At 67.9% G+C, this 20,369-nt stretch carries 15 protein-coding genes and 3 pseudogenes; 4 read left to right on the top strand and 14 right to left on the bottom strand.

Annotated elements, in window-relative coordinates:
• Positions 1-4: 4 nt before the first annotated feature.
• From AC4D2O_RS17795 to AC4D2O_RS17770, 6 genes are all read right to left on the bottom strand, one after another.
• A complete protein-coding gene (locus AC4D2O_RS17795) occupies positions 5-1,927 on the bottom strand; it encodes a glycosyltransferase family protein (protein WP_490908699.1) in 1,923 nt (640 codons plus the stop codon).
• A complete protein-coding gene (locus AC4D2O_RS17790; RefSeq protein ID WP_490908698.1) occupies positions 1,924-2,808 on the bottom strand; it encodes an ABC transporter ATP-binding protein in 885 nt (294 codons plus the stop codon). Before AC4D2O_RS17790 ends, AC4D2O_RS17795 begins: the two co-directional genes overlap by 4 nt.
• A complete protein-coding gene (locus tag AC4D2O_RS17785; RefSeq protein WP_490908697.1) occupies positions 2,792-3,685 on the bottom strand; it encodes an ABC transporter permease in 894 nt (297 codons plus the stop codon). Before AC4D2O_RS17785 ends, AC4D2O_RS17790 begins: the two co-directional genes overlap by 17 nt.
• On the bottom strand, positions 3,685-5,400 hold the full coding sequence (locus AC4D2O_RS17780) for a glycosyltransferase (protein WP_490908696.1): 1,716 nt from the start codon (positions 5,398-5,400) through the stop codon (positions 3,685-3,687). The genes AC4D2O_RS17785 and AC4D2O_RS17780 overlap by 1 nt, the downstream gene beginning before the upstream one ends.
• On the bottom strand, positions 5,397-6,599 hold the full coding sequence (locus tag AC4D2O_RS17775; RefSeq protein WP_490908695.1) for a glycosyltransferase family 4 protein: 1,203 nt from the start codon (positions 6,597-6,599) through the stop codon (positions 5,397-5,399). Before AC4D2O_RS17775 ends, AC4D2O_RS17780 begins: the two co-directional genes overlap by 4 nt.
• Before the next feature lie 73 nt (positions 6,600-6,672).
• Positions 6,673-6,819: a hypothetical protein gene (locus AC4D2O_RS17770; protein WP_490908694.1), complete on the bottom strand. Its 147-nt coding sequence runs from the start codon at positions 6,817-6,819 to the stop codon at positions 6,673-6,675.
• A gap of 4 nt (positions 6,820-6,823) precedes the next feature.
• On the opposite strand from AC4D2O_RS17770, the gene AC4D2O_RS17765 reads away from it, so the two are divergent.
• Complete coding sequence (locus AC4D2O_RS17765; protein WP_490908693.1) at positions 6,824-7,030, top strand: hypothetical protein; 207 nt, start codon at positions 6,824-6,826, stop codon at positions 7,028-7,030.
• A 463-nt stretch (positions 7,031-7,493) separates the two neighbouring features.
• On the opposite strand, the gene AC4D2O_RS17760 is transcribed toward AC4D2O_RS17765, so the two are convergent.
• From AC4D2O_RS17760 to AC4D2O_RS17745, 4 genes and pseudogenes are all read right to left on the bottom strand, one after another.
• Positions 7,494-8,477: an LCP family protein gene (locus tag AC4D2O_RS17760; RefSeq protein ID WP_490908692.1), complete on the bottom strand. Its 984-nt coding sequence runs from the start codon at positions 8,475-8,477 to the stop codon at positions 7,494-7,496.
• 145 nt (positions 8,478-8,622) lie between these two features.
• Positions 8,623-10,042: pseudogene (locus AC4D2O_RS17755) on the bottom strand (sugar nucleotide-binding protein).
• A gap of 4 nt (positions 10,043-10,046) precedes the next feature.
• A pseudogene (rfbB, locus tag AC4D2O_RS17750) lies at positions 10,047-11,045 on the bottom strand (dTDP-glucose 4,6-dehydratase).
• Between the two features lie 106 nt (positions 11,046-11,151).
• Positions 11,152-11,958, bottom strand: a complete 807-nt coding sequence (locus AC4D2O_RS17745) for a hypothetical protein (RefSeq protein WP_490908691.1) — start codon at positions 11,956-11,958, stop codon at positions 11,152-11,154.
• A gap of 193 nt (positions 11,959-12,151) precedes the next feature.
• Here AC4D2O_RS17745 and AC4D2O_RS17740 point away from each other — a divergent pair, with 193 nt between their 5' ends.
• Both AC4D2O_RS17740 and AC4D2O_RS17735 read left to right on the top strand, forming a co-directional pair.
• On the top strand, positions 12,152-12,637 hold the full coding sequence (locus AC4D2O_RS17740) for a DUF3515 domain-containing protein (RefSeq protein WP_490908690.1): 486 nt from the start codon (positions 12,152-12,154) through the stop codon (positions 12,635-12,637).
• 65 nt (positions 12,638-12,702) lie between these two features.
• Entirely contained in the window at positions 12,703-13,560 is an 858-nt protein-coding gene (locus tag AC4D2O_RS17735; protein WP_490908689.1) for an SMP-30/gluconolactonase/LRE family protein, read from the top strand.
• A gap of 55 nt (positions 13,561-13,615) precedes the next feature.
• Here the strand turns inward: AC4D2O_RS17735 and AC4D2O_RS17730 are convergent, their stop codons facing one another.
• Together AC4D2O_RS17730 and AC4D2O_RS17725 are read right to left on the bottom strand one after the other, a co-directional pair.
• Positions 13,616-16,072 (bottom strand): galactose oxidase family protein, encoded by a 2,457-nt coding sequence (locus AC4D2O_RS17730; RefSeq protein ID WP_490908688.1) that lies wholly within the window; start codon positions 16,070-16,072, stop codon positions 13,616-13,618.
• Between the two features lie 474 nt (positions 16,073-16,546).
• Positions 16,547-16,765, bottom strand: a pseudogene (locus tag AC4D2O_RS17725) (SDR family oxidoreductase); the annotation flags it as partial.
• Here AC4D2O_RS17725 and AC4D2O_RS17720 point away from each other — a divergent pair.
• Positions 16,707-17,789 carry a DUF3072 domain-containing protein gene (locus tag AC4D2O_RS17720; protein ID WP_490908686.1) on the top strand — a complete coding sequence of 361 codons (1,083 nt, stop codon included), beginning with the start codon at positions 16,707-16,709 and terminating at the stop codon, positions 17,787-17,789. The pseudogene AC4D2O_RS17725 and the gene AC4D2O_RS17720 sit on opposite strands and share 59 nt — an antisense overlap.
• Positions 17,790-17,907: 118 nt before the next feature.
• Here the strand turns inward: AC4D2O_RS17720 and ribA are convergent, their stop codons facing one another.
• Together ribA and AC4D2O_RS17710 are read right to left on the bottom strand one after the other, a co-directional pair.
• Complete coding sequence (gene ribA, locus AC4D2O_RS17715) at positions 17,908-19,290, bottom strand: GTP cyclohydrolase II (RefSeq protein WP_490908685.1); 1,383 nt, start codon at positions 19,288-19,290, stop codon at positions 17,908-17,910.
• Between the two features lie 114 nt (positions 19,291-19,404).
• Entirely contained in the window at positions 19,405-20,316 is a 912-nt protein-coding gene (locus AC4D2O_RS17710) for a LysR substrate-binding domain-containing protein (protein ID WP_490908684.1), read from the bottom strand.
• Positions 20,317-20,369: the final 53 nt, after the last annotated feature.

The following is a 20,369-nucleotide window of genomic DNA, read 5'->3' as shown; positions in this document are numbered from 1 at the left end:
TCCCCTAGAGTGTTACGTGATTATACGGAGGCCCGAAGAACTGGACCTCCCCCGTCAGCAGAAGTTCCTGATCCGTTGCCTGCCAGGTGTGGCCAGCGCCGTGTCTTTGCTGACAGTAGTTGAACCGATCCGCCGAGTAGAGCCTCCCGGAGGCCATGGTGACGGCCCTCAGGAACGCGGTGTCCTCACCCTTGAAAAGGGGCTCGAACGGGAATTCGCGGAATGTATCCGCCTCGGCCATGAGCGTCGGCCCCATCAGCATATTGGTGTAACGGTGCTCTCTCTGCGCAAAGCGGAGCAGTGTCGCGTCGCGCTGCCGAAGATACATGTAATGCGCCTGCTTGCCCACGACCTGGGCCGTGGAGTACTGGAGGGCATTGAGCTGATCCAGCAGATAGTTCTCGGCATAGAAGTCGTCGTCGTCCATCTTCGTTACCACGGCGCCGGACGACGCGCTCACGCAGGCGTTGAGACACTCCCCCAGACTCTGGTGCGCACCTGCCTCCAGTACCGTCAATGACTCAAGGGGGTACTGCTGTCGAAGCGCCGAGATCGTAGTCCGGGCAGCGGTGAATCCGTGGGTGAGCAGCACCAGCTCGTGCGCCACGTCGCGTTGACGATGAATGGTCCGAAACACATGCTCGAGCTGGTGCGGCCGGTTCGTCGAAAGGATGACCGACACGGACGGAAGTACCACCGGCCGTGCAAGCGCTGGCACGACCTCGCCGACAATCTGCTCTGCCCGGTGCGCGTACGTATGCTGCGCCCAGATCCTGCGCTGAGCCAGGTGGACCTGCCGGTCGGCCAGCATCGGCTGCTCGACCAATGACCGGATGACGTCCCGCGCCTGCCCCCGCCCGCTCACCACCGCGACCTCTTCGGGCGGGAATAGCCCCTCGAGGGCGCGGCTCGGGGTCGAGACCACGGGCGTTCCGGCCGCGGAGATCTCGAACACGCGGCGCGCACACATACTGGGCGAGTCGACGACCGAGTTCACATTGAGGAAGACCTTGTATGCCTTATAGGCCGTGAGCATCTCGCCGTAGGTCAGAGAGCCGACTACCCGCTCGGCCAACGGCGGGGGGAACTGGTAGTCGGAATTGCTGTCGAGATGACGGGAGAACACCTCGAGCCCAATCTCCATGGCCGCCGAAGCGTCATTCGCTCCCCCCAGCAGGAGCTCCATCTGCGCACGGCGTTCAGGATATTTGTGCGCGAAATACATGCCCGCGAAAGCTACATCACGTCGGCGCCACCCCCGCGGCGGGCGGGCGGGATTGTGCACCGCCGGTTGGGCCGCGAACGACATCGAGGAGATGCGGTGGTGCCCGAGATCCCGCTGATACTTTTCGATCATGCTCGAATCGCTGGTGAGCACGTGGTCGAAGAGGCGCGCCGCAGGAAGGAAGTCCTCGTAATGGGGCGGGTCCTCCTTGTTCCAGAACATGGTCGGGATCTCGTGCGTCCTGCACCACAGCAGCAATTCTACGAACTCGGGCTTCGGCCCGGACGGCCCGGTGAGCTGGAACTTCCACTCGCCAGCATTGCCGGCCCACGCTGATTCGACGAACACGAACTCCACCGGGTGGGCGCTCAGTTGCTCCTTCCAGCCGCCACGTGTGAGCGCATAGGTGTTCCATTCGAACTGGAACGCCATCTCCGAGAATTCGTCCAGGATCACGCCGACGGTGATCTCGGGTCGCCGGACAGTGACGTCGGGAAGCGCTGCGCGAGCAAAATGCAGTCGTCTTTGTGCACCGGCTCCGGACCACGTGCCCTCCGCTCCTCGAGAAGGATGCTGCTGATCGGCGCGACGCTCCACAACGAGCTTGCCGCGGTGTGTGCGGAGCTGCGCGAAGCCGCCTTCGCGCAGGTGCCACATCTGGGTTCGGAGTTTCCGGAGGCGAGCCGTGACGAGGGCGTTCATGCAGACCTCCGCCTGCTCGACTCGAGTGCTTGCACTGCAGGAATGCGCAAATCATTGATCATGCGCCGTTTCGTCTTGAGCGCAAGCACTCTATCGCCGGCAGCGAGGTGCTTCGTGAAGATGCGGTACCACTTGATGACCTCATCCGGGCGGCCGTCCATGACAAGCTCACCATCGTCGAGCCACAGTACACGGCTGCACATCTCCTTGATCACACCGAGACTATGGCTGACGAGAATGACACAGCCTGCTCTGCTGCGAAGCTCATCCATTTTTGCCTTCGTCTGACCTTTGAACTGGTCGTCGCCGGTATTCAGTGCCTCGTCGATGAGCAGAATCTCAGGCTCCACCGCCGTGGCGATGGCGAACTGCAGCCGCGACCCCATCCCCGAGGAGTATGTGCGCATCGGACGGTTCATCGCGTCCGACAACCCGGAGAGTGACACGATATCGTCGAACTTCCGGTTGATCTCAGCGCGGCTCATCCCCATTGCCAGGCAGCCGAGCATGATGTTGTCCCGCCCCGACAGGTCCGACACGAGCGCTGCGCTCACACCCAGGAGAGTGGGTCTGGATGATGCGTAAATTGCCCCAGTCGTTGGCGGCACACGGCCGTTGATCAGCTTCATCAGCGTGCTCTTACCCGACCCGTTGCGCCCGATGATGCCGATCGATTCCCCACGGCGGGCCACGAGCGAGACGTTGTTGAGTGCGGTGACGATGCTGCTGGACTGCCGCTGGAGCGCACGGCTCGATCCAGGTGCTCCGACGCCGCGCAGCGCCTCCCGCGCCGTCGTCGGGACCGAGTAGGTCATGCTGACGGAATCCAGGACGACGACGGGTTGCTCCGGTACGGGGCTCACTTCACTCGTCACGGCCATAGCTCTCTTCCCCACGCCAGAAGTAGATGATCCCGATTCCCAGCATTCCGCAGGCCCAAGCGGCGAGGACCGCCCATGACTGCCACTGCGGAAATTCACTGTCGAGCACTGCCGTGCGGACAATCACCAGGAGATGATAAAGCGGGTTGAGCTCGATAATGCCTTTCAACGCGGGATAGGGATCGAAGATGGCGATGGGGAGCATGACGCAGGACCCGTACATCCAGAACCGGAGCACGAACGTCAGAACGTTTGCCAGGTCGCTCACCATGGATACCACTCGTGCGAGGACAAGACCCACACCCAAATTGAAGAGTGCCTGCAGGATCAACGCCGGGAGGATCAGCAGCCACAGCCAACTGATCGTTTCCGTCGGTGGAAGGACGAGGATCAGCAGGAGCAAAGTGATGATGACGGGGACGGCGGCGAGGAGCTCGCGCAGGTTGATCCCGAGCAGCAGGGCTGCGCGTGGGAAGTGGAAGGCCTGGATGATCTTCAGATTGCTGCGAACGACACGGGCCCCGGTCAGAATAGAGCGGCTGCTCATCTGGAAAAGGAAGACGCCGATCAGCAGGAATCCGAGGAAGTTCTCCATCCCACGACTCACATTGAGGAGTACACCGAAGATCACGTAGAACGTCAGCCCGTTGAGGATCGGGTTCAGGATCAGCCAGACGTTGCCGAGCCTATCTCTACTGTTGGTCGTCTGGACATCAGCCTTGGCATGGAAGTAGATGAAGTGCCGATAAGTCCACAACGACGCCAGGTAGCGCGGGAACGAGGGCTTTGCACCCACCCTGGTCAGTCCTCGCAGGTTCACGGGAGTTGGTACCGCGGTCGCCGGACTTTTCGATGTGCTGGAAGATTCGGCAGCCATCAGATCGCTCCCACGGCAACGTACGCCCTGCTGTAGGCGGCGGCGTGCGCCGCCCAGGTGCGTTGGTCCAGTACACGACTGCGGGCCTCACGGGCACGGCCTTCGGCCAGGGAGTCCAGCCCGACCGATCCGAGGAGGCCTTCGATACCCGCGGCGAGCGCTGCCGGGTCCTCCGGCTTCACCAGCACTCCTGAGAATGCGGAGACGATCTCGCGAAGTGCGGGAAGGTCGCTCGCCACGACGGGTCTGCTGCACGCCATTGCCTCGATCGGCTTCATCGGCGTGACCGAACGGGTCACCCGGAGGTCTTTCCTCGGAACGACGAAAACATCGAGAGCCATATGATGCAGCCTTGCCTGATCGCGCGGAACCCGCCCGGTGAATAGAGTTCGATCGTCGATGCCCAGTTCGTGAGCCAACGTCCGCAGCGCCGGGAGAACGACGCCGTCTCCCACTATGAGGCATCGGAGATTCGGGTGCGCGGGTGCAAGCAGGGCCACTGCCCTGAGCAGATAGTCGAGACCCTCGTAGTCCACGAGACTGCTTACCGTTCCCACAACGATTCCGTCTTCAGCGAAGCCTAGGCGCTTACGCGCATCAGCCGGTGCGATCGGCTCAGCGAAATAGTCCTCACCCACAGCATTTTGAGCAAGCAGGATACGTTTCTCTGGCACTCCGACGCGCATGATTTCCTGTTTCATCGCCTCCCCCAACGTCACCACGAGGTCGGCGTCTCGCATCATCTGTGCTTCTCGGTCTTTGAAGAGCGTGTAGCGCTCGCTATTCGTCGCGTCCGCGTGCCGCGTCGATGCCCATGTGTCGGCCAGTTGCCCTCGCGCCTCATACGCCCAGGGAATGCCCAGAACACGCGCCACTTCGCGCGTCACCTGGCCGTTCACGAAATGGGTCGTCGTGTGCAGCACGGCAGGACGGACCTCGAGTGCCAGTCGAAGCAGCATCTCCGCCTGCAACTGGAGCCGCTCATCAGCACCCGCCGGCATGCGCGTGGGCAGGAGGCGATGGTATGTCACACCATCACGCACATCCTTGTCTTGCGCGAACAGCTTTCCAACCTGCACAGGGTAACCGAGCCGGGTTGCTGCGTGAACATTCCAGCCGGTGTCAGCCTGCGCTTTCAGGAGCGAATGCGAGCGCTGGGCGTAACCGCTTTCCGTGTGCGGCAGCGAGTTCGTCAGAACATGAAGGACCGTCTTCGGTCTTGGAGCATAGGATTCGGGCTCCCGGAGCTTCGGCGACCAGCCCTTGAAGACGCGCAGCTCGCTCTCGAGCCTCTTAGCCTTGCGCCTTTGATTGCCACCCGCCAGAGCCGCCACAGCCCCACTCATGTCACCGTCGTGCCAGCGCCGTCGTGCATGGACGGCCGCGCCGGTATCGACGAATTCCAGCAACTGATCAGCTCGCCGCGTGTCGCCGGCAACAAGCGCGACATCGACGAGAGTTGCGGTCGAACGGCGGCCGACACGTGACGCGATCGCGTGGTCAAGTATGCGATCTCGCCGTCGGCCGTCGCCGGCCAAGTGTGCGCTGAGCGCCCGCAGAACCGTACTGGGCAGGCAGCGGATAGCTCTTGTCGCCAGCAGTGCAGGGAAGGGAGGCAGTCTGCGAACTACCTGCACAAGCAGGAAGGCAGGATTGTCACCGAGATGATTCACAGCAGTTGCGACCATGAGCTGGACGTTGCGCAGGACGGTCACAGGTGCGCACCCCGCCGGCATACCTCGTGAAGAAGATCGATATAGCGTTCGCCAAGCGCTGTGACATCGGCATTGCGCTGTACCCACAGACGGCCATTCCCGTTGACTCGAAGCAGGGACCGTTCGTGGGCAAGACGCGTCCACAGGTCTGCCAGAGCCTGCGGGTTGGCAGGAACCACATGTCCGGCCTCGGCATCCTGCAGGATCTGCTGCGCTTCGCCGCGGACCATGCCCGTCACATGCCGGCCCACCGACAGCACCTCGTATGTCTTCGAAGGAATCGTGGCGTCGAAGGACTTCCAGTCGTCGCGGAGCGCAACGAGGCAACTGTCTGCCTGCCTGTAGTGCTCCATGACCTGCGCGCCGTACGCCGGCTCGTTGAAGTCCACAGGTGCATTGATGGAGGCGGCCAGCGCTATGAGGTCATTGCGCCTCACTCCGTGGCCCACCATCGTGAGACGCATCCTGTCTCCCACAAGTGCCGCAGCCTGAATGGGCACCTCCAGGTGCTGGCTCTCGCCATGATTGCCGAGGTAGAGGACGTCGAGGCGGTCCTTTTCCAGCGGTACCGGCTCCAGGTAGGCCAGCTGGTCGACATCGACTCCGTTGGTGACGGTCGCGACGTTCTTCAGTCCGCGTTCACGGAGTGTCCGGGCGAAGCCGTAGGTGACGGTGACGACGAGGTCCGCGCGATCCTGGATCGCGATGATGACCCTCTCCACGACTCCCTTGGCGCTGCCCTGCACCAGGCGGGCATCCCGGGCCAGGTCCGGCCAGGCATCGCGCATGTCGACCACGAGGGGGCACCGGAGCATCCGGGCCACGACGTAGCCGGCTCCGAGAATCGGAAGACTGGGCACTGTCACGATTACGACGTCGGGCCGTGGACCCAATGCTGCTGCAGGAACGCTCATCGCTGCCGAGAACAGATGGTTGATCAGTCGCCCGCCGCGCGTAGTCCGGTGCCACAGGTAGGGCACCCGACGCACGGATTCCCCGGACGCTCCGCGGTCGACGCGGAAGGCCCTGCCTGCTTCCTTCCTGGGCAGGGTTCGCCGTCCCTCGGGCGCGTGCGCCACGGGGGTTACGACGTCCACGTCCCAGCCCTCGGACCGGAAGGACCGAATGAGCTGGGTCCAGCGGCGCTGCGGGGGGCTGTGCTCAGGGGAATACGAGTGTGTGAGCAGCAAGACACGCACGTTCGGCACCCCCAGAGGACTTATCGAGACCGGATTCAGGGGATTATCCTAGCCCCGAGCAACCTCTTTTCTGCTATTCGGTGATGCGACTCCCCGGCCGCAACCTCGCGTAATACAGCACACCGAGCCCCACCAGCAGCAGAACAACGAGGATGCGCGTCACCGGGTGCGTCCCGACGGTGTACTTCGCCGATGCCTGCTCGGTGTCTTCGGCAGCCACGGGTGTGACACTCGATGAGGGAATGGGTGCCGCCTTGGAGGGCTTCGCGGAAGCTTTGGGCGTGGCCTTCGTAGTGGCCTTCGTAGTGGCCTTCGTCGTGGAGGCCGGAGAGGCTGCCGGGGACGCGGAAGCCTCGGCCTCCGGGGACTCCTCATCCTCCGGGATGTCCGTCACAAGGCCCGTGAGCGGATCCCACCGGAACGTCGTGTAGGCGAAGCTGCCGGGTATGACGAGATTGTTGGTGCCGGGCTCGATTAGGTATCCCGTGGAGGGGTGGATGAGCCAACCGGTTCCAGGGTCGATCGCGAAACCGGTTGCGGGATCTGTGTCACCGGCCCCGCCCTCATCAGCGGGCGGAGAGGGACTGGGCGACGGTGCAGGAGCGGGCGCTGGAGCCGGCGCAGGCGCTGGAACCGGTGCAGGCGCTGGAGCCGGGGCAGGTGCGGGTGGAGGAGCGGGAGCGGGCACAGGAACGGTTACCGGCGGCCGCGGGGTGGTGGGTGGGGGCGTGAAGGGCGGCGTTGTCGGCGGCGCAGGCGGTGGCTCAGGAGTCTGCGTGACGACCGGCGTGGGTTCGACGGGTTCATCGTTAGCCAGGGCCGGTGCGAACGGGGCGAGAACGAATACCCCGAGAAGCAGAACTGAGGCTGTCAGCTTCCGCGCCGATCCGCCGCTCATGATCCGCTCGCTGCGAGATAGTCGCCCAGGCTGTCGTTCTGGAGCGCTTCGGCCACCCTGCCGATGGCGGCGTCGTCCTTGACCACGATGGATTGTCCGTCCGGGGATGTTCCCGTTCCCAGGTTGGGCAGGGTGAAGAATTCGATATCACCGCTGCGCACTCCTCGCAGGGACACCGCGAGGGAGCCGACGGCTGCCGAGTCGAGGGTGGAATCCACGGCGACGAACGGCGACATCTGGTCGACGACGCGGTAGACCTTCTGCGGATCGGTCAACGTGTCGGCGTTCAACACGGTGCTGATCACCGACTTTACGAACAACTGCTGGTTCTTCACGCGCTGGTAGTCACCGTCGCTGAAGGCATAGCGCTCGCGGACGAACTTCAGTGCCGACTCCCCCTGAAGAGTGATCGGCCCGGCATCGAAGAACTCGCCCTCGACGCCTCGCGACTGGAAAGCGACGGGGTTGTTCACCTGGACACCGCCGAGGGCGTCCGTGAGGCCCTTGAACCCCTCGAAGTCAATACTGGCCACGTGGTCCACACGCGCACCGAAGAGACCCTCGACCGTCTGGACCACGAGAGGCACTCCCCCGAGAGCCATCGCCGCATTGATCTTGTGCGGCCCGTGACCGGGTACGTCCGTCCACGTGTCACGCATGATCGACATGACCTGCACCTCGGAGCGGTCCGCGGGGATGTGCATCAGCATCATGGTGTCCGCGCGACTGTCGGAGGGCCCTGCCGACTCCACATCGCCCAGTTCCTCCGGCGTCGCCCTGGAGTCGCTACCGAGCAGCAGGATGTTCACCGCCCCCTCCGCCTCGGGCGCCACGGGGGGACGCGACTCCTCGGCGGGGAACGCCGTCTCGATGGTTTCGGTTTTCGCGTCGAACGAGCGCGCCAGGGAGAAGACGTAGCTGCCGGCGACGATTGCTGCCACCACCACGAGGGACCCGAAGACCAGCAGGGTGGTCCGCACGGGATGGCGTTTCTTTCTCCTAGCCACAGGCGCGTCGGTATCCAAGTAAGTCATGAGGTTCCCCAGTCGAAGTGCAGCAGTCGAGACAGATTCCGGTTCATAGTACGGGGCCGGGCTGTCAGGACCGGTCCCGACACAGGCAGCACTAGCCCGCGAATGCCCTGACATACTCCTCGAGCCGCTCCGCCGCGGGCACCGGCGCGAAGCCTGTGGCCGTGAGCTTCGCCAGGTCGAGGACGCTCTGCAGCGGGCGCGGCGCGGCCTCCTTGCCCGCGAAGTACTCGGCCGTGCTGACCCCCGTGACGTCCGCGCGGTCCCTGCCGCACAGGGCGAAGACGTCCGCCGCGACGTCCGCCCAGCTCTGCGGCTCGCCGCCGTTGCTCACGTTGTACGTGCCGTAGGGCGCGCCGGTCCCGAGCAGGTGCAGGATGGCGGCCGCGATGTCCTCCGTGAAGGTCAGTCGGCCCACCAGGTCGTCCACGACGCTCGGGGAGATCCCGCGGCCCGCGAGGTTCGCCATGGTCCGGACGAAGTTGCCGCCCTCGCCGATCACCCAGCTGGTGCGCAGGATGTAGTGGTGCGGCACGGTGGCCACGATGGCGTCGCCCGCGGCCTTCGTCTGCCCGTAGACGCCGAGCGGCGTGAACGGCTCGTCCTCGGCGTGCACCTCGCGCGAGCCGTCGAAGACGTAGTCGCTGGAGATGTGCACGAGGGTGAGGCGGTGCGCGTTCGCCACCCGGGACAGGGCGGCCACGCCGGTCACGTTGACCGCCCACGCGCACGCGCGGCCCTCGGGCGTCTCCGCGGCGTCGACGGCAGTGTAGGCCGCAGCGTTGATGATGGTGCCGTACGCGGACCACGGCCGGGCGCCGTCGAGGTCCCCGCCGAGGAGGTCCAGGTCGGCGCGGGACGTGAACTCGACGGAGGGATGATCGGCGAGGGCGGCGCGGAAGGCCCTGCCGAGCTGACCGTCCGCGCCCACTACGAGCGTGCGGCGGGGCGCGAGGGGGGGTGACGTCGGCGAGGCGCGGGTGGTTGCGGTCCTTCTCGGACAGCTCGGCGTCGGCGAGCGGGATGGGCCAGGCCATCGCGGCCGTCTCGTCGGCAAGGTTGAGGAAGACGTACTGGTCCTGCGCGTCGGCCGACCAGTGGTCGTTGACGAGGTAGGTGTAGGCCGTTCCGTCCTCGAGGGTCTCGAAGGCGTTGCCGACGCCGCGCGGGATGAAGATGGCCGTCGACGGATCGAGCTCTGCGGTGAAGACCGCGCCGAAGGACGGTCCCTCGCGGAGGTCCACCCAGGCACCGAAGACGCGCCCCGTGGCCACGGAGATGAACTTGTCCCACGGCTCGGCATGGATGCCGCGCGTGGTGCCGGCGGTCTCGTTGAAGGAGATGTTGTTCTGGACGGGCCCGAAGTCCTCCAGTCCGGCAGCGGCCATCTTCGCGCGCTGCCAGTTCTCCTTGAACCAGCCGCGATTGTCGCCGTGGACCGGGAGGTCGAACAGGACGACGCCGGGGATGGGCGTTGCGCGGGCGGCGAGGGGCTTCGAGAAGATTGGTCCCATGCGCCTACTGCCCCAACTCGGTGTACTTGGACTCGGTGACGGCCTTCTGCGGTCGCCACCACGCCTCGTTGGCGCGGTACCAGGCGATGGTGTCGCGCAGTCCCTGCTCGAAGTGGTCGAACTCGGGGGTCCAGCCGAGCTCACTGCGCAGCTTCGTGGAGTCGATGGCGTACCGGAGGTCGTGTCCGGCGCGGTCGATCACGTGGCCGTAGGCTTCGGCGGGCTGGCCCATTTCGCTGAGGATGAGTTCCACGACGTCCTTGTTGTTGCGCTCGCCGTCGGCCCCGACCAGGTAGGTCTGCCCGATCTCGCCCTTGTTGAGGATGGCCCAGATCGCCGAGGAGTGGTCGTTGGCGTGGATCCAGTCGCGCACGTTCAGGCCCTCGCCGTAGAGCTTGGGGCGGACGCCGTCGATCACGTTGGTGATCTGGCGGGGGATGAACTTCTCGACGTGCTGGTAGGGCCCGTAGTTGTTGGAGCAGTTGCTGATGGTCGCCTGCACGCCGAAGGAGCGCACCCAGGCGCGCACCAGGAGGTCCGAGCCCGCCTTGGTGGACGAGTAGGGGCTCGAGGGGTTTTAGGGCGTGCTCTCGGTGAAGCGCTCCGGGTCGTCGAGCTCGAGATCGCCGTACACCTCGTCGGTGCTGGTGTGGTGGAACCGCGTACCGTAGCGCCGCGCCGCCTCGAGCAGCGTGTAGGTGCCGATGATGTTGGTGTCGAGGAACGGCCGCGGATCATGCAGCGAGTTGTCGTTGTGCGACTCGGCGGCGAAGTGCACGACGGCGTCCGCCCGCTTGGTCAGCGGATCGACGACGGCGGCGTCGGCGATGTCCCCGACCACCAGCTCGACGCGCCCGGCCGGCAGGCCCTCGAGGGACGCATGGTTGCCGGCGTACGTCATCTTGTCGAGCACGGTGACCGAGACATCGGTGTGCTGGATCAGGTAGTGGACGAAATTGGATCCGATAAAGCCGGCGCCGCCGGTCACCAGGAGATTCTTCACGTCCTGCACTTCACCGGCAGGGCCCGGGATCACCCGCCTCCGCGCCCGGAGCGGCTTGTCGCCCTGCGCTCCGGGCATCCCGCCGTCCGGGCGCTGCCGCGCGACATCAGGACTGGTGGCTGCCCCGTCGTCGTGCGGCGACGACGGCGACGGCGACGATCGCCGCCGCCAGTATCCCACCTCCGATCCAGGCGACCGGGGCGAGCGAGGACGTGCGCTCCTCCTCGGCGGCGACGGGGCTGCTCGTGGCCGACGGGGTCGCGGAGCGGCTCGGACGCGGCGTGGAGGTGGCGCTCGGGGAGGCCGACGGCACGACCGGCGCGGCGACGGGCACCTCCGCCGGAACGGTGGCGCCGGGTTGCGGAGCGGGCGCGGTCGCAGGAGCCGTCACCGATGCGGTCGGTACCGCGGTGGCCGAGGGCGTCGGGGTCGGCGTCGGGGTCGGCGTCGGCGTCGGCGTCGGGCCTCCGGCACCGGGGGCGGGCGCCTCTCCGGCGATCTCGACGACGTCGCCGGAGACGGCGTCGTACCGCAGGTTAGTGTAGATGAGGGTGTCCGCGAACAGGAGGTTGCCGGTGCCCGGCTCGATCAGGTAGCCCGTGCCGGGGTGCACCAGGAAGCGGGTGCGTGCGTTGATCGCGAAACCCGTCGCGGGGTCGGTGCCGTCGGTCGCGGTGGGATCGGTGATGCCCGGGGCGGGTTCGGCGAAGGTGGCTCCGGGCTGCGGCTGGACCACCGGCACCTGCCCGCCGACCATGGCCGGGGCGGGGACGGACTCCGCGCCGGTCCCCTCGACGGCGAGCGCGGGCAGCGGCGCGGCAAGGACCGCTCCTGCAAGGAGGGTGGCGGCCGCCCGGGAGAGGATCCTGGTACTGGTACTGGTGGTCGGGGTGCGGCGGTGTGGCGCGGTCATTCGTCCTCGGCTCGGGCTCTCGCACCGGACGGCAGGCCTGAGGCATCGCCGGGTGCGCGTGGGGCAACCTGCAGCGCGGGATGCGACTGCGGCTCCTGCAGTGTACGGTCGGCCTTCCACCGGGTCCGGCTCATCGCGGGTGGCGGCCGCCCCGTGTCGCACCGCCGCTGCCCTCGCCTACTAGGGTGGGAGCATGCCTGCCCTCCCCCGGTCCACGACCCCCCTGGTGCTCGTCGGGCTCCTGATCGGACTCGCCGGCTGCGGGTCCGTCGTCGACGTCGATCCTGCGCAGGACGCGGCGAACGCGCGCTGCGCCGACGTGATGATCGCCCTGCCGCCGTCGGTCGCCGAGAACGAACAGCGCGACACGAACAGCCAGGCCACGTCCGCCTGGGGTGATCCCTCGAAGGTGGTGCTGCGCTGCGGCGTGGACGTGCCCGGACCCACCACTGATCCGTGCGTCACCGTCAACGACGTGGACTGGGTCGTCCGCGAGGGCGACCCCGCCTGGACCGCCACAACCTACGGCCGCGATCCCGCCGTCGAGGTCCTCTTCGATCCGGACGAGGTCGCCTCGAGCACCGTCCTGGTGGAACTGGGCAACGCCGTCTCGCGCGTGGAGCAGACCCGCGCCTGCGTGGGCCTCTCCGAAGCCACCCCCGCACCCACGGGCGGGTGACGCAACCGCTTCGCCCCCCCGTACGACCCCGATTCCTACCCCGACCCCGACTGCCAGGAGGCACCGTGAAAGCCGAGCAAATCTCCGACGTCTGCACCTTCCATGGCGAGGGCCCCTACTGGGACCCGCGCCGCGGTGAGCTCCTGCTGGTCGACATGATGGAGGGTGACGTCCTGGTGCGCCACGACGACGGCTCCTTCGACCGGCACGACGTCCACCCGCGGCTCGCCGGCGTGATCCGGGGCCGCGCCTCCGGCGGATACGTGGTCGGTGTGGAGCGCGGCTTCGTGTTCGCCGACGACTCCTTCTCGCTCCTCGAGCAGGGCCCGGAGGCCTTCAGCGACGGCAGCGTGCGCATGAACGACGGCGGCTGCGACACCGCCGGGCGCTTCCTGTGCGGGTCGATGGGCTGGGAGGGAGGCTTCGGGGCCGGGACCCTGTACGCCCTGGGCGAGGACCACGGCGTCTCCACGCTGCTGACCGGCATCACCGTCTCCAACGGCCTGCACTTCTCCCCCGCAGGCGACACGGCGTTCTTCGCCGACACGCCGACGGGCCGTATCGACGCCCTGGGCTACGACGTCGCCGCCGGCCGATTCACGGACCGCCGGACGTTCGCCGTCGTCGAGCAGGCCCTCGGCATGCCCGACGGGCTGGCCATCGACGCGGAGGGCGGCATCTGGGCGGCGCTGTACGGGGGCGGCGCCGTGGCGCGCTTCGACGCGTCGGGCAGGCTCTCGGAGCACATCCCGCTCCCGGTGACGAACGTGACGGCCTGCGCGTTCGGCGGTCCCGACCTCGGCACGCTCTTCATCACGACCACGCAGGAGAACATCCCCGAGGGGTCGGAGCCGCAGGCCGGCGCGCTCTTCGCCGTCGAACCCGGGGTCGCCGGCGCCGCCCTGCCGATGTTCGCGGGCTGACGGTATCTCCCGGAGGATGTCTCGGCAAAGCCTGACGACCATCGGCGTCGTTCCGTCACTTGATTGAAATGGTCGACGCGACGCTGGGCACCCCGTTACCATCCATCGCGAAGAGCATGTAGTTGCCCGGCACGAGGATCCCCGGGTCTACAGGCAGCTTCAGCGTCGCCGTGTTGCCTGCCACCGATGTCGCGGTCAGCGGGATGCGGCGCTGATCAGTGTTCACGGTATGGGTCACGGTGCTCATCCGCATCAGGGAGAACTTGGTGACAGGTGAACCGGTGGTGACAGCGACGGTGCTTCCGACCGCAGCTGTGGTCGGAGCCGTGACGATTTTCGGCCGCACACGCTCGCTGCCATCGGCGTTCAGGAGGTAGGGAGGGGTGAAGATTTCTCCGTCGAGATGGTTCGTCGTCGTGCAGTTGGTGCACAACCCTCCACCGCCCACGAAGATCCTGCCGTCCGGCAGCAGCAGCGCGACACTGTGATACGTCCGCGGAACGGCCATCGGGGCGAGCACGGTCCACCGACCGGTTGCGGGGTTCCAGATCTCCGGAGCCATCCGGGCATCCGTGTCGGTGAACGGGACGGGGGTGGGCTGGCCTCCGACGACGAACACCTGGCCGTCGGGGAGTGCGACCCCGTTCGCGAAGGCTCGGGTCACGGCCATATCCGCGGTCCGGGCCACAGCGACTCCATTATTGATGTCGATGGTGTACGCACTGGCCGTGGCAGCGGCTCTCTCGTAGGCGGTCGCACCGCCCACCGTCAGGATCTTGCCGATGTCGTACATGACGGCGTTACCGTTCATCGCGTCCGCGCTGTCGGACCGCAGACCGGCGGAGGTGACGCTGCCATGGCCGGTGGTGGAGATCCAGTTCATCTGGCGACTCGGCCCGGCATGAAAGATCCGGCCGCCCGGGGCCGCGAACAGCCACGCGTGGTTGTCGGAACGATACGGACCACGGGGATCGTTGGTCAGGATGCTGTTCACCCCTACGTTCGGTAGCGTTCGCCAGCCACCGGCTGCGGACCATACCTCCCCATGCTTCGGGGCGGACCCGCCGGACCAAGATCCGCCGATGGTGAACACCTCGCCGGTGGACGTGGTCACGTTGCTCTGGTAACCGCGGGCGATCTTCATGTCCGGGCCGGGCGTCCAGGCGTTGGTCGCGGGGTCGTACAGGGTGGTTTTCGCGCTGTTGCTGCCGCCGCTGATAAGGATCCTCCCGTCGGGCAGCATCGAGGTTCCGGGGCAGAACATGTCATGACCGGTGTTGGCGACCTGGGTTTGAGTCACCTTGCCCGTGGCGAGGTCGAGGATGGACGTCTGGGTGTAGCCCCTGCTGCCCCCGAAGGTCGTTGCCGAGTAGGCGGACCAGGTGAGCAACTTGTTGCCGGGCAGGAGCGCCGCGGCGGCAGGCACGATGGGGAAGCTGATGGTCGGACCCCAAGAACCCACCGACCCCGCCGACGATCCCGTCGACGGGCCGAGGAGATTGATCTCTGCGGCGCTGCTCCAGGGGCCGCGATTGCCTGCCTCGGAGGTCGCGGTCAACCGGACGTACCGGGCGCTGACGGCGGCGAAGGTCGCCGTCTTCTGCGTGTTGGTGTCCGCCCACGTACCGGTCGCGACCGGCTGGCTCCAGGTGACGCCGTCGAGGCTCACCCGGATGTCGAACTTTCCGATCCGCCCGTTCACACCGGTTGGACGCGGAAGGTAGCTGAGGCCACCGATGCCGCGCGCCGCTTTCGTGTCGATGGTGATGGAGTGCGGCAACGCAGCCGCCGGCACAGGTGAGTACCTGCTGTGCCAGATCGTCGCGGTATTCCCGTCCAGCACGTTGCCGGCACGGCCGTCCGCACCCGCGGTCTGCTCGTCACTGGCCGACGCCGTCCACCCCGTCCGCGGCAACACCCCGGTCGCCGGGGCCGGTTCACCCCCGAAGAGATTGATCTCTGCGGCGCTGCTCCAGGGGCCGCGATTGCCTGCCTCGGAGGTCGCGGTCAACCGGACGTACCGGGCGCTGACGGCGGCGAAGGTCGCCGTCTTCTGCGTGTTGGTGTCCGCCCACGTACCGGTCGCGACCGGCTGGCTCCAGGTGACGCCGTCGAGGCTCACCCGGATGTCGAACTTTCCGATCCGCCCGTTCACACCGGTTGGACGCGGAAGGTAGCTGAGGCCACCGATGCCGCGCGCCGCTTTCGTGTCGATGGTGATGGAGTGCGGCAACGCAGCCGCCGGCACAGGTGAGTACCTGCTGTGCCAGATCGTCGCGGTATTCCCGTCCAGCACGTTGCCGGCACGGCCGTCCGCACCCGCGGTCTGCTCGTCACTGGCCGACGCCGTCCACCCCGTCCGCGGCAGAGGGGTGGGGGCGGGCTCCACCAAAGCGGCGGGCAGCACCGTGGTGTGGTGCGGACCTGTTGGATTCGAGGAGTCCTCCTGAGCAGCCGGGAGGCCCCCGTGGAGGTGTGAACCGGCAGGGCCGGAGGATGGGGGCGAATTCACCAATCCAACGGCCGCCACAAGCAGAAGGACGACCAGGAGGGCGAGCCAGGAACAGACGCCGACACGCCGCAACACGGACCAGTGCTGCTTCTGGCCGTTGTGGCTGACCCCTGCAGTGGAAGTGTGCGCTTGAGACCCCACGGTGGTGCCGTCCTATTCCCCAGCAGAAGCAGCGAAAAACCTGCCTTTGACACTAGGAAGACCGCATCCGAACCACACGAGTGGGACCTACCGGCGTTGGGATCGGGGCTACTTGGTCAACCCATTCCTGACCCGCTCCGCAGAGGGGAGGTCACTCGGGGACGAGGACCAGGGCTACGCAGACCGGCAACGCCGGCCGCTCAGTCGCGTTAGCTCACGGGGCAGCAAGCGTCCACGGATGCCAGCTGTCGGAAATTCGTGGAAGAGCTGCTGGATAGGGTCCGCCCTCGCTGCGGCGGACAAACGCACCGCCGGCCGCAGTGAAGTCGGGCGTCAGAGGATCGGCTGCCCGCCGGTGACGGCGATGCGGGCACCCGAGACGTAGCTCGCCTCGTCGCAGGCGAGCAGCACGTACACCGGGGCGAGTTCGGCGGGCTGGCCGGCGCGCTGCAGCGGCACCTGCTGGCCGAAGGACTCGACCTGCTCCTCCGGCATGGTGGCGGGGATGAGGGGCGTCCAGATGGGCCCGGGAGCCACGGAGTTGACGCGGATCGGCCACCTCCGGCCCGACCCCGGGCTGGTCCGCCGCGGCGGCAACGGGAAGGTGCACGGCGTCCTGACCGGCCTGGCCGCGGCGCGGCACGAGTGCGTGGTGATCGCCGACGACGACGTCCGGTACGGGCGCTCCGACCTGGGCCGCGTGCTGGAGCTCCTCGAGGACGCCGACCTCGTGCGCCCCCAGAACTACTTCGCGCACGCTCCGTGGCACGCCCGCTGGGACACCGGCCGGACGCTCCTCAACCGGGCCTTCGCCTCGGACTACCCCGGAACCCTGGGCCTACGCCGGAGCACGCTCCTCGAGGACGGCGGCTACTGCGCCGACGCCCTGTTCGAGAACCTCGAACTCATCCGCACCGTGCGCGCCGTCGGCGGCGTCGAGGTCCGCGCCGATGACCTGTTCGTGGCGCGCCTCCCCTGCTCGTCGCGGCACTTCCTCCGGCAGCGCGTGCGGCAGGCCTACGACAGCCTCGCCCAGCCCGGGCGGCTCGCCCTCGAGCTGGGCCTGCTCCCCGCGATCCTCCTGGCCCGGGGGTCGGCCGGGCGGCTCGTCTTCGGACCCGCCGCGGCGCTGTGGGCCCCGGCGTGGGTCCTCGAACGGTCGGTGTGCAGCTGGCTCGCCGTCGCCGGCCGCGCCCGGGGCGGCGTGCGCTACGCGGGCGGGAGGCTGCTCCTGGCGGCGCACTCCGAGCGGCACCTGCGGAGGCGGCGCACCCCCGCCCGCGAAGCTGTCGGTGACAGTAAGTACACTGATGACTTCAGCTGGCCACGACGAAGGGGAACACACATGGCAGACACACTGGGAAGCCCGAACTCCGAGCCCGAGGGCGGTTTCGAGCGGGATCCTTCGGACTGGGTCACCGGCGACGAGCCCATGACCGCCGCACAGCGCAGTTACCTCGACACCCTCGCACGCGAGGCCGGCGAGGAGATCCCGGCGGACATCAACAAGGCCGAGGCATCGGAGCACATCGACCGCCTGCAGGGCAAGAGCAAGAGGCTCACCGAGGACTCCTGACCCCTCGCCTGCACCACGTCCGCATCCCACTGTCCGGCGCCGAAGCGCCCGGGCAGTGGGATTCCTGCGTCACGGCCGCCCGGGCCGCCGCTGCCGACGCTGCCGACGCTGCCGACGCCTAGCGCGTCGCGGCGAAGTTGAACTCCGTGCAGATGTCCTGGCCGAACACGAAGCGGCGCACGGGCGCGGTCCGCGCCTCGGCGAGGACGTCGGAGCCCGAGAAGCGGATCCCGGGGACGCCGTCGCCCACGAGCACCGGCGCCGTCGTGAGGTAGAGCCGGTCGAGTGCGCCGGCCTCGAGGAAACGCGAGACGGTGTTGCCGCCCCCTTCGACGAGCACCCTGCCCATCCCCCGCGCGTGCAGGACGTCCAGGACGCGGCGCGGCGCGAAGTCCTCCGCAGGCAGCCGGACCACCTCGACGGATGCAGGCAGCCCGTCGGGCACCATGGCGTCGCGGGAGACGATCCAGAGCGTCGGTACGCCGTCGTCGGCGAGGACTCGGGCGTCCGCACCCACCTTCGCGGCCGCGTCCAGCACCACGCGGACGGGACTGCGGCCGGGCACGTCCTCGACGGCGAGGGAGCAGTCCTCGGCCAGGACGGTGGACGCGCCCACGACGACGGCGTCAACGAGTGCGCGCAGCCGCTGGAGGTGCCCGTGGTCGCCGCGGTCCTCGTGGAGGCCGGCATCGCCGGACCGTGACGCGATGAAGCCGTCCAGGCTCTGGCGCAGCTGCCCGACCACCTGGCCGCCTGGCTGCGCGAGGTAGCCGTAGCGGTGGGTCAGTTCCTCCGCCTCCCCCGGGGCGGGTGCCGCCGGCACCACGCCGTCGAGCAGGGATTCCCACGCATCCGCGGCCGGTGCGGCGTCGTGCCGCATGCGGGCCCGCTTGGTCGCGAGGTAGTCGGCGTTCTCCGCGCGGTCGGGAACGGGCAGGTTGCGGCGCTCGACGACGGCGATACCGAGCTCCTCGAGGGCCTCCTCCTTCGCCGGGTTGCCGGAGAGCAGGCGGACGGCGCCGATGCCGAGGTCCTGCAGGATCTCGGCCGCCTGGTCGTACCGCCGGTCGTCCACGGGCAGGCCGAGGGCGGTGTTCGCGTCCACCGTGTCGACACCCTCGTCCTGCAGCGCATAGGCCTTGAGCTTCGCGAGCAGGCCGATGCCGCGGCCCTCGTGCCCCCGGACGTAGACCACGACGCCGCGTCCCTCGGCGGAGATGGCGGCGAGCGCGGCGTCGAGCTGCTCCCCGCAGTCGCAGCGCCAGGACCCGAAGGCATCACCGGTGAGGCACTCGCTGTGGACGCGGACCAGCGGAGCGGCGCCGGGCGAACCTGCCGTGTCGTCGACCCCCAGCACGAGCGCGACGTGCTCGGTACCCGCACCGTCGCGGTAGCCGACGAGGCGGAAGGTCCCGTGCCGCGTGGGCAGGATGGTCTCGGCGACCCGCTCGATCGTGGCCGGCACGGCTGCGGCGTCGGCCCGCGGGGACTGGATGGACATGGTTCAACCTTAGGAGTGGGCGAGGACGACGCGAAAAGCCACGTCATGAGGATCAACCGGGTACGGCACCCGTTTATTGCGCACCGTGCGTCTCGTGCGCCTCGTGGCGGCCGGCTACGGGGACGGGGGGCGCCGGACGTCGGCGGCCGCACGCCCGAGGACCTCGCGGACGGCCAGCACGGCGGGCCGCCGTGCACCGGCGCGGCGCGCCGAGGTGAAGATGGAGCGGCGCGGGCTCTCCCCGAGGTCCAGGAGCCGCACGGGGACGCTCCGGCCGGTCCACACGAGGTCGGGCATGAGGGCGACGGCGTTGCCCGATTCGATGAGCCGGATCTGCGCCTGGAGGTCGGCCGTCTCGTAGCGGACGTCGGGCTCGAATCCCGCGCGCCGGCACGCCTGCTCCGCCCAGTGGCGCGATGCCGCCCCCCTCGGTTCCATGACCCAGGCGGCGGTCGCGGCCTCGCCGACCGTGGTGATGCCGGCATACGGACCCGTGAGGGGGACGGCGAGGCGGATCGCGTCCTCCGTCAGGGGCACGTGATCCAGTTCCGCGTGCCGTGGGGCGGCGTGGCCCGGGTACTGCTCGGCGATCACGAGGTCGAAGTCGCGGGCGAACGTCTCGTACAGGGCCGTCTCCGGCTCGCGCTGCACCATCTCGACGCGCACGTCGGGATAGTCGCGGGTCATGGCCGTGAGGGCGCCGGGCATGAGCGCCAGCGCGGCCGACTGGAAGACCGCCACCCGGACCGTCCCGGACACCGTGGTCAGCGACGCCGCGAGGTCCGACTCGGCGCGCTCGAGGGTCTCGAGCAGTTCGGCGGTGTGCGCGACGAGCACCTCGGCCTGCGCCGTGAGGACCACACGACGGCCCGCCTTGCGGAGCAGTTCCACGCCCACCTCCTTCTCGAGCAGGGCGAGCTGCTGGGAGACGGAGGACGGGCTGTAGCTGAGGGCCTCCGCGACGTCGGCGAGGGTGCCGCGGATCTTCAGTTCGCGGAGCAGCCGCAGCCTGCGCAGGTCGAGCACGGTGCCTCCGGCTTCGGTGATGATTCGGTTCTACCGACGAGTACCGTTCGGTA

The organism is Arthrobacter sp. TJ-238, assembly GCF_058269215.1.
The sequence above is the reverse complement of the archived record's forward strand: the minus strand, read 5'-3'. Positions and strand labels throughout refer to the sequence as shown.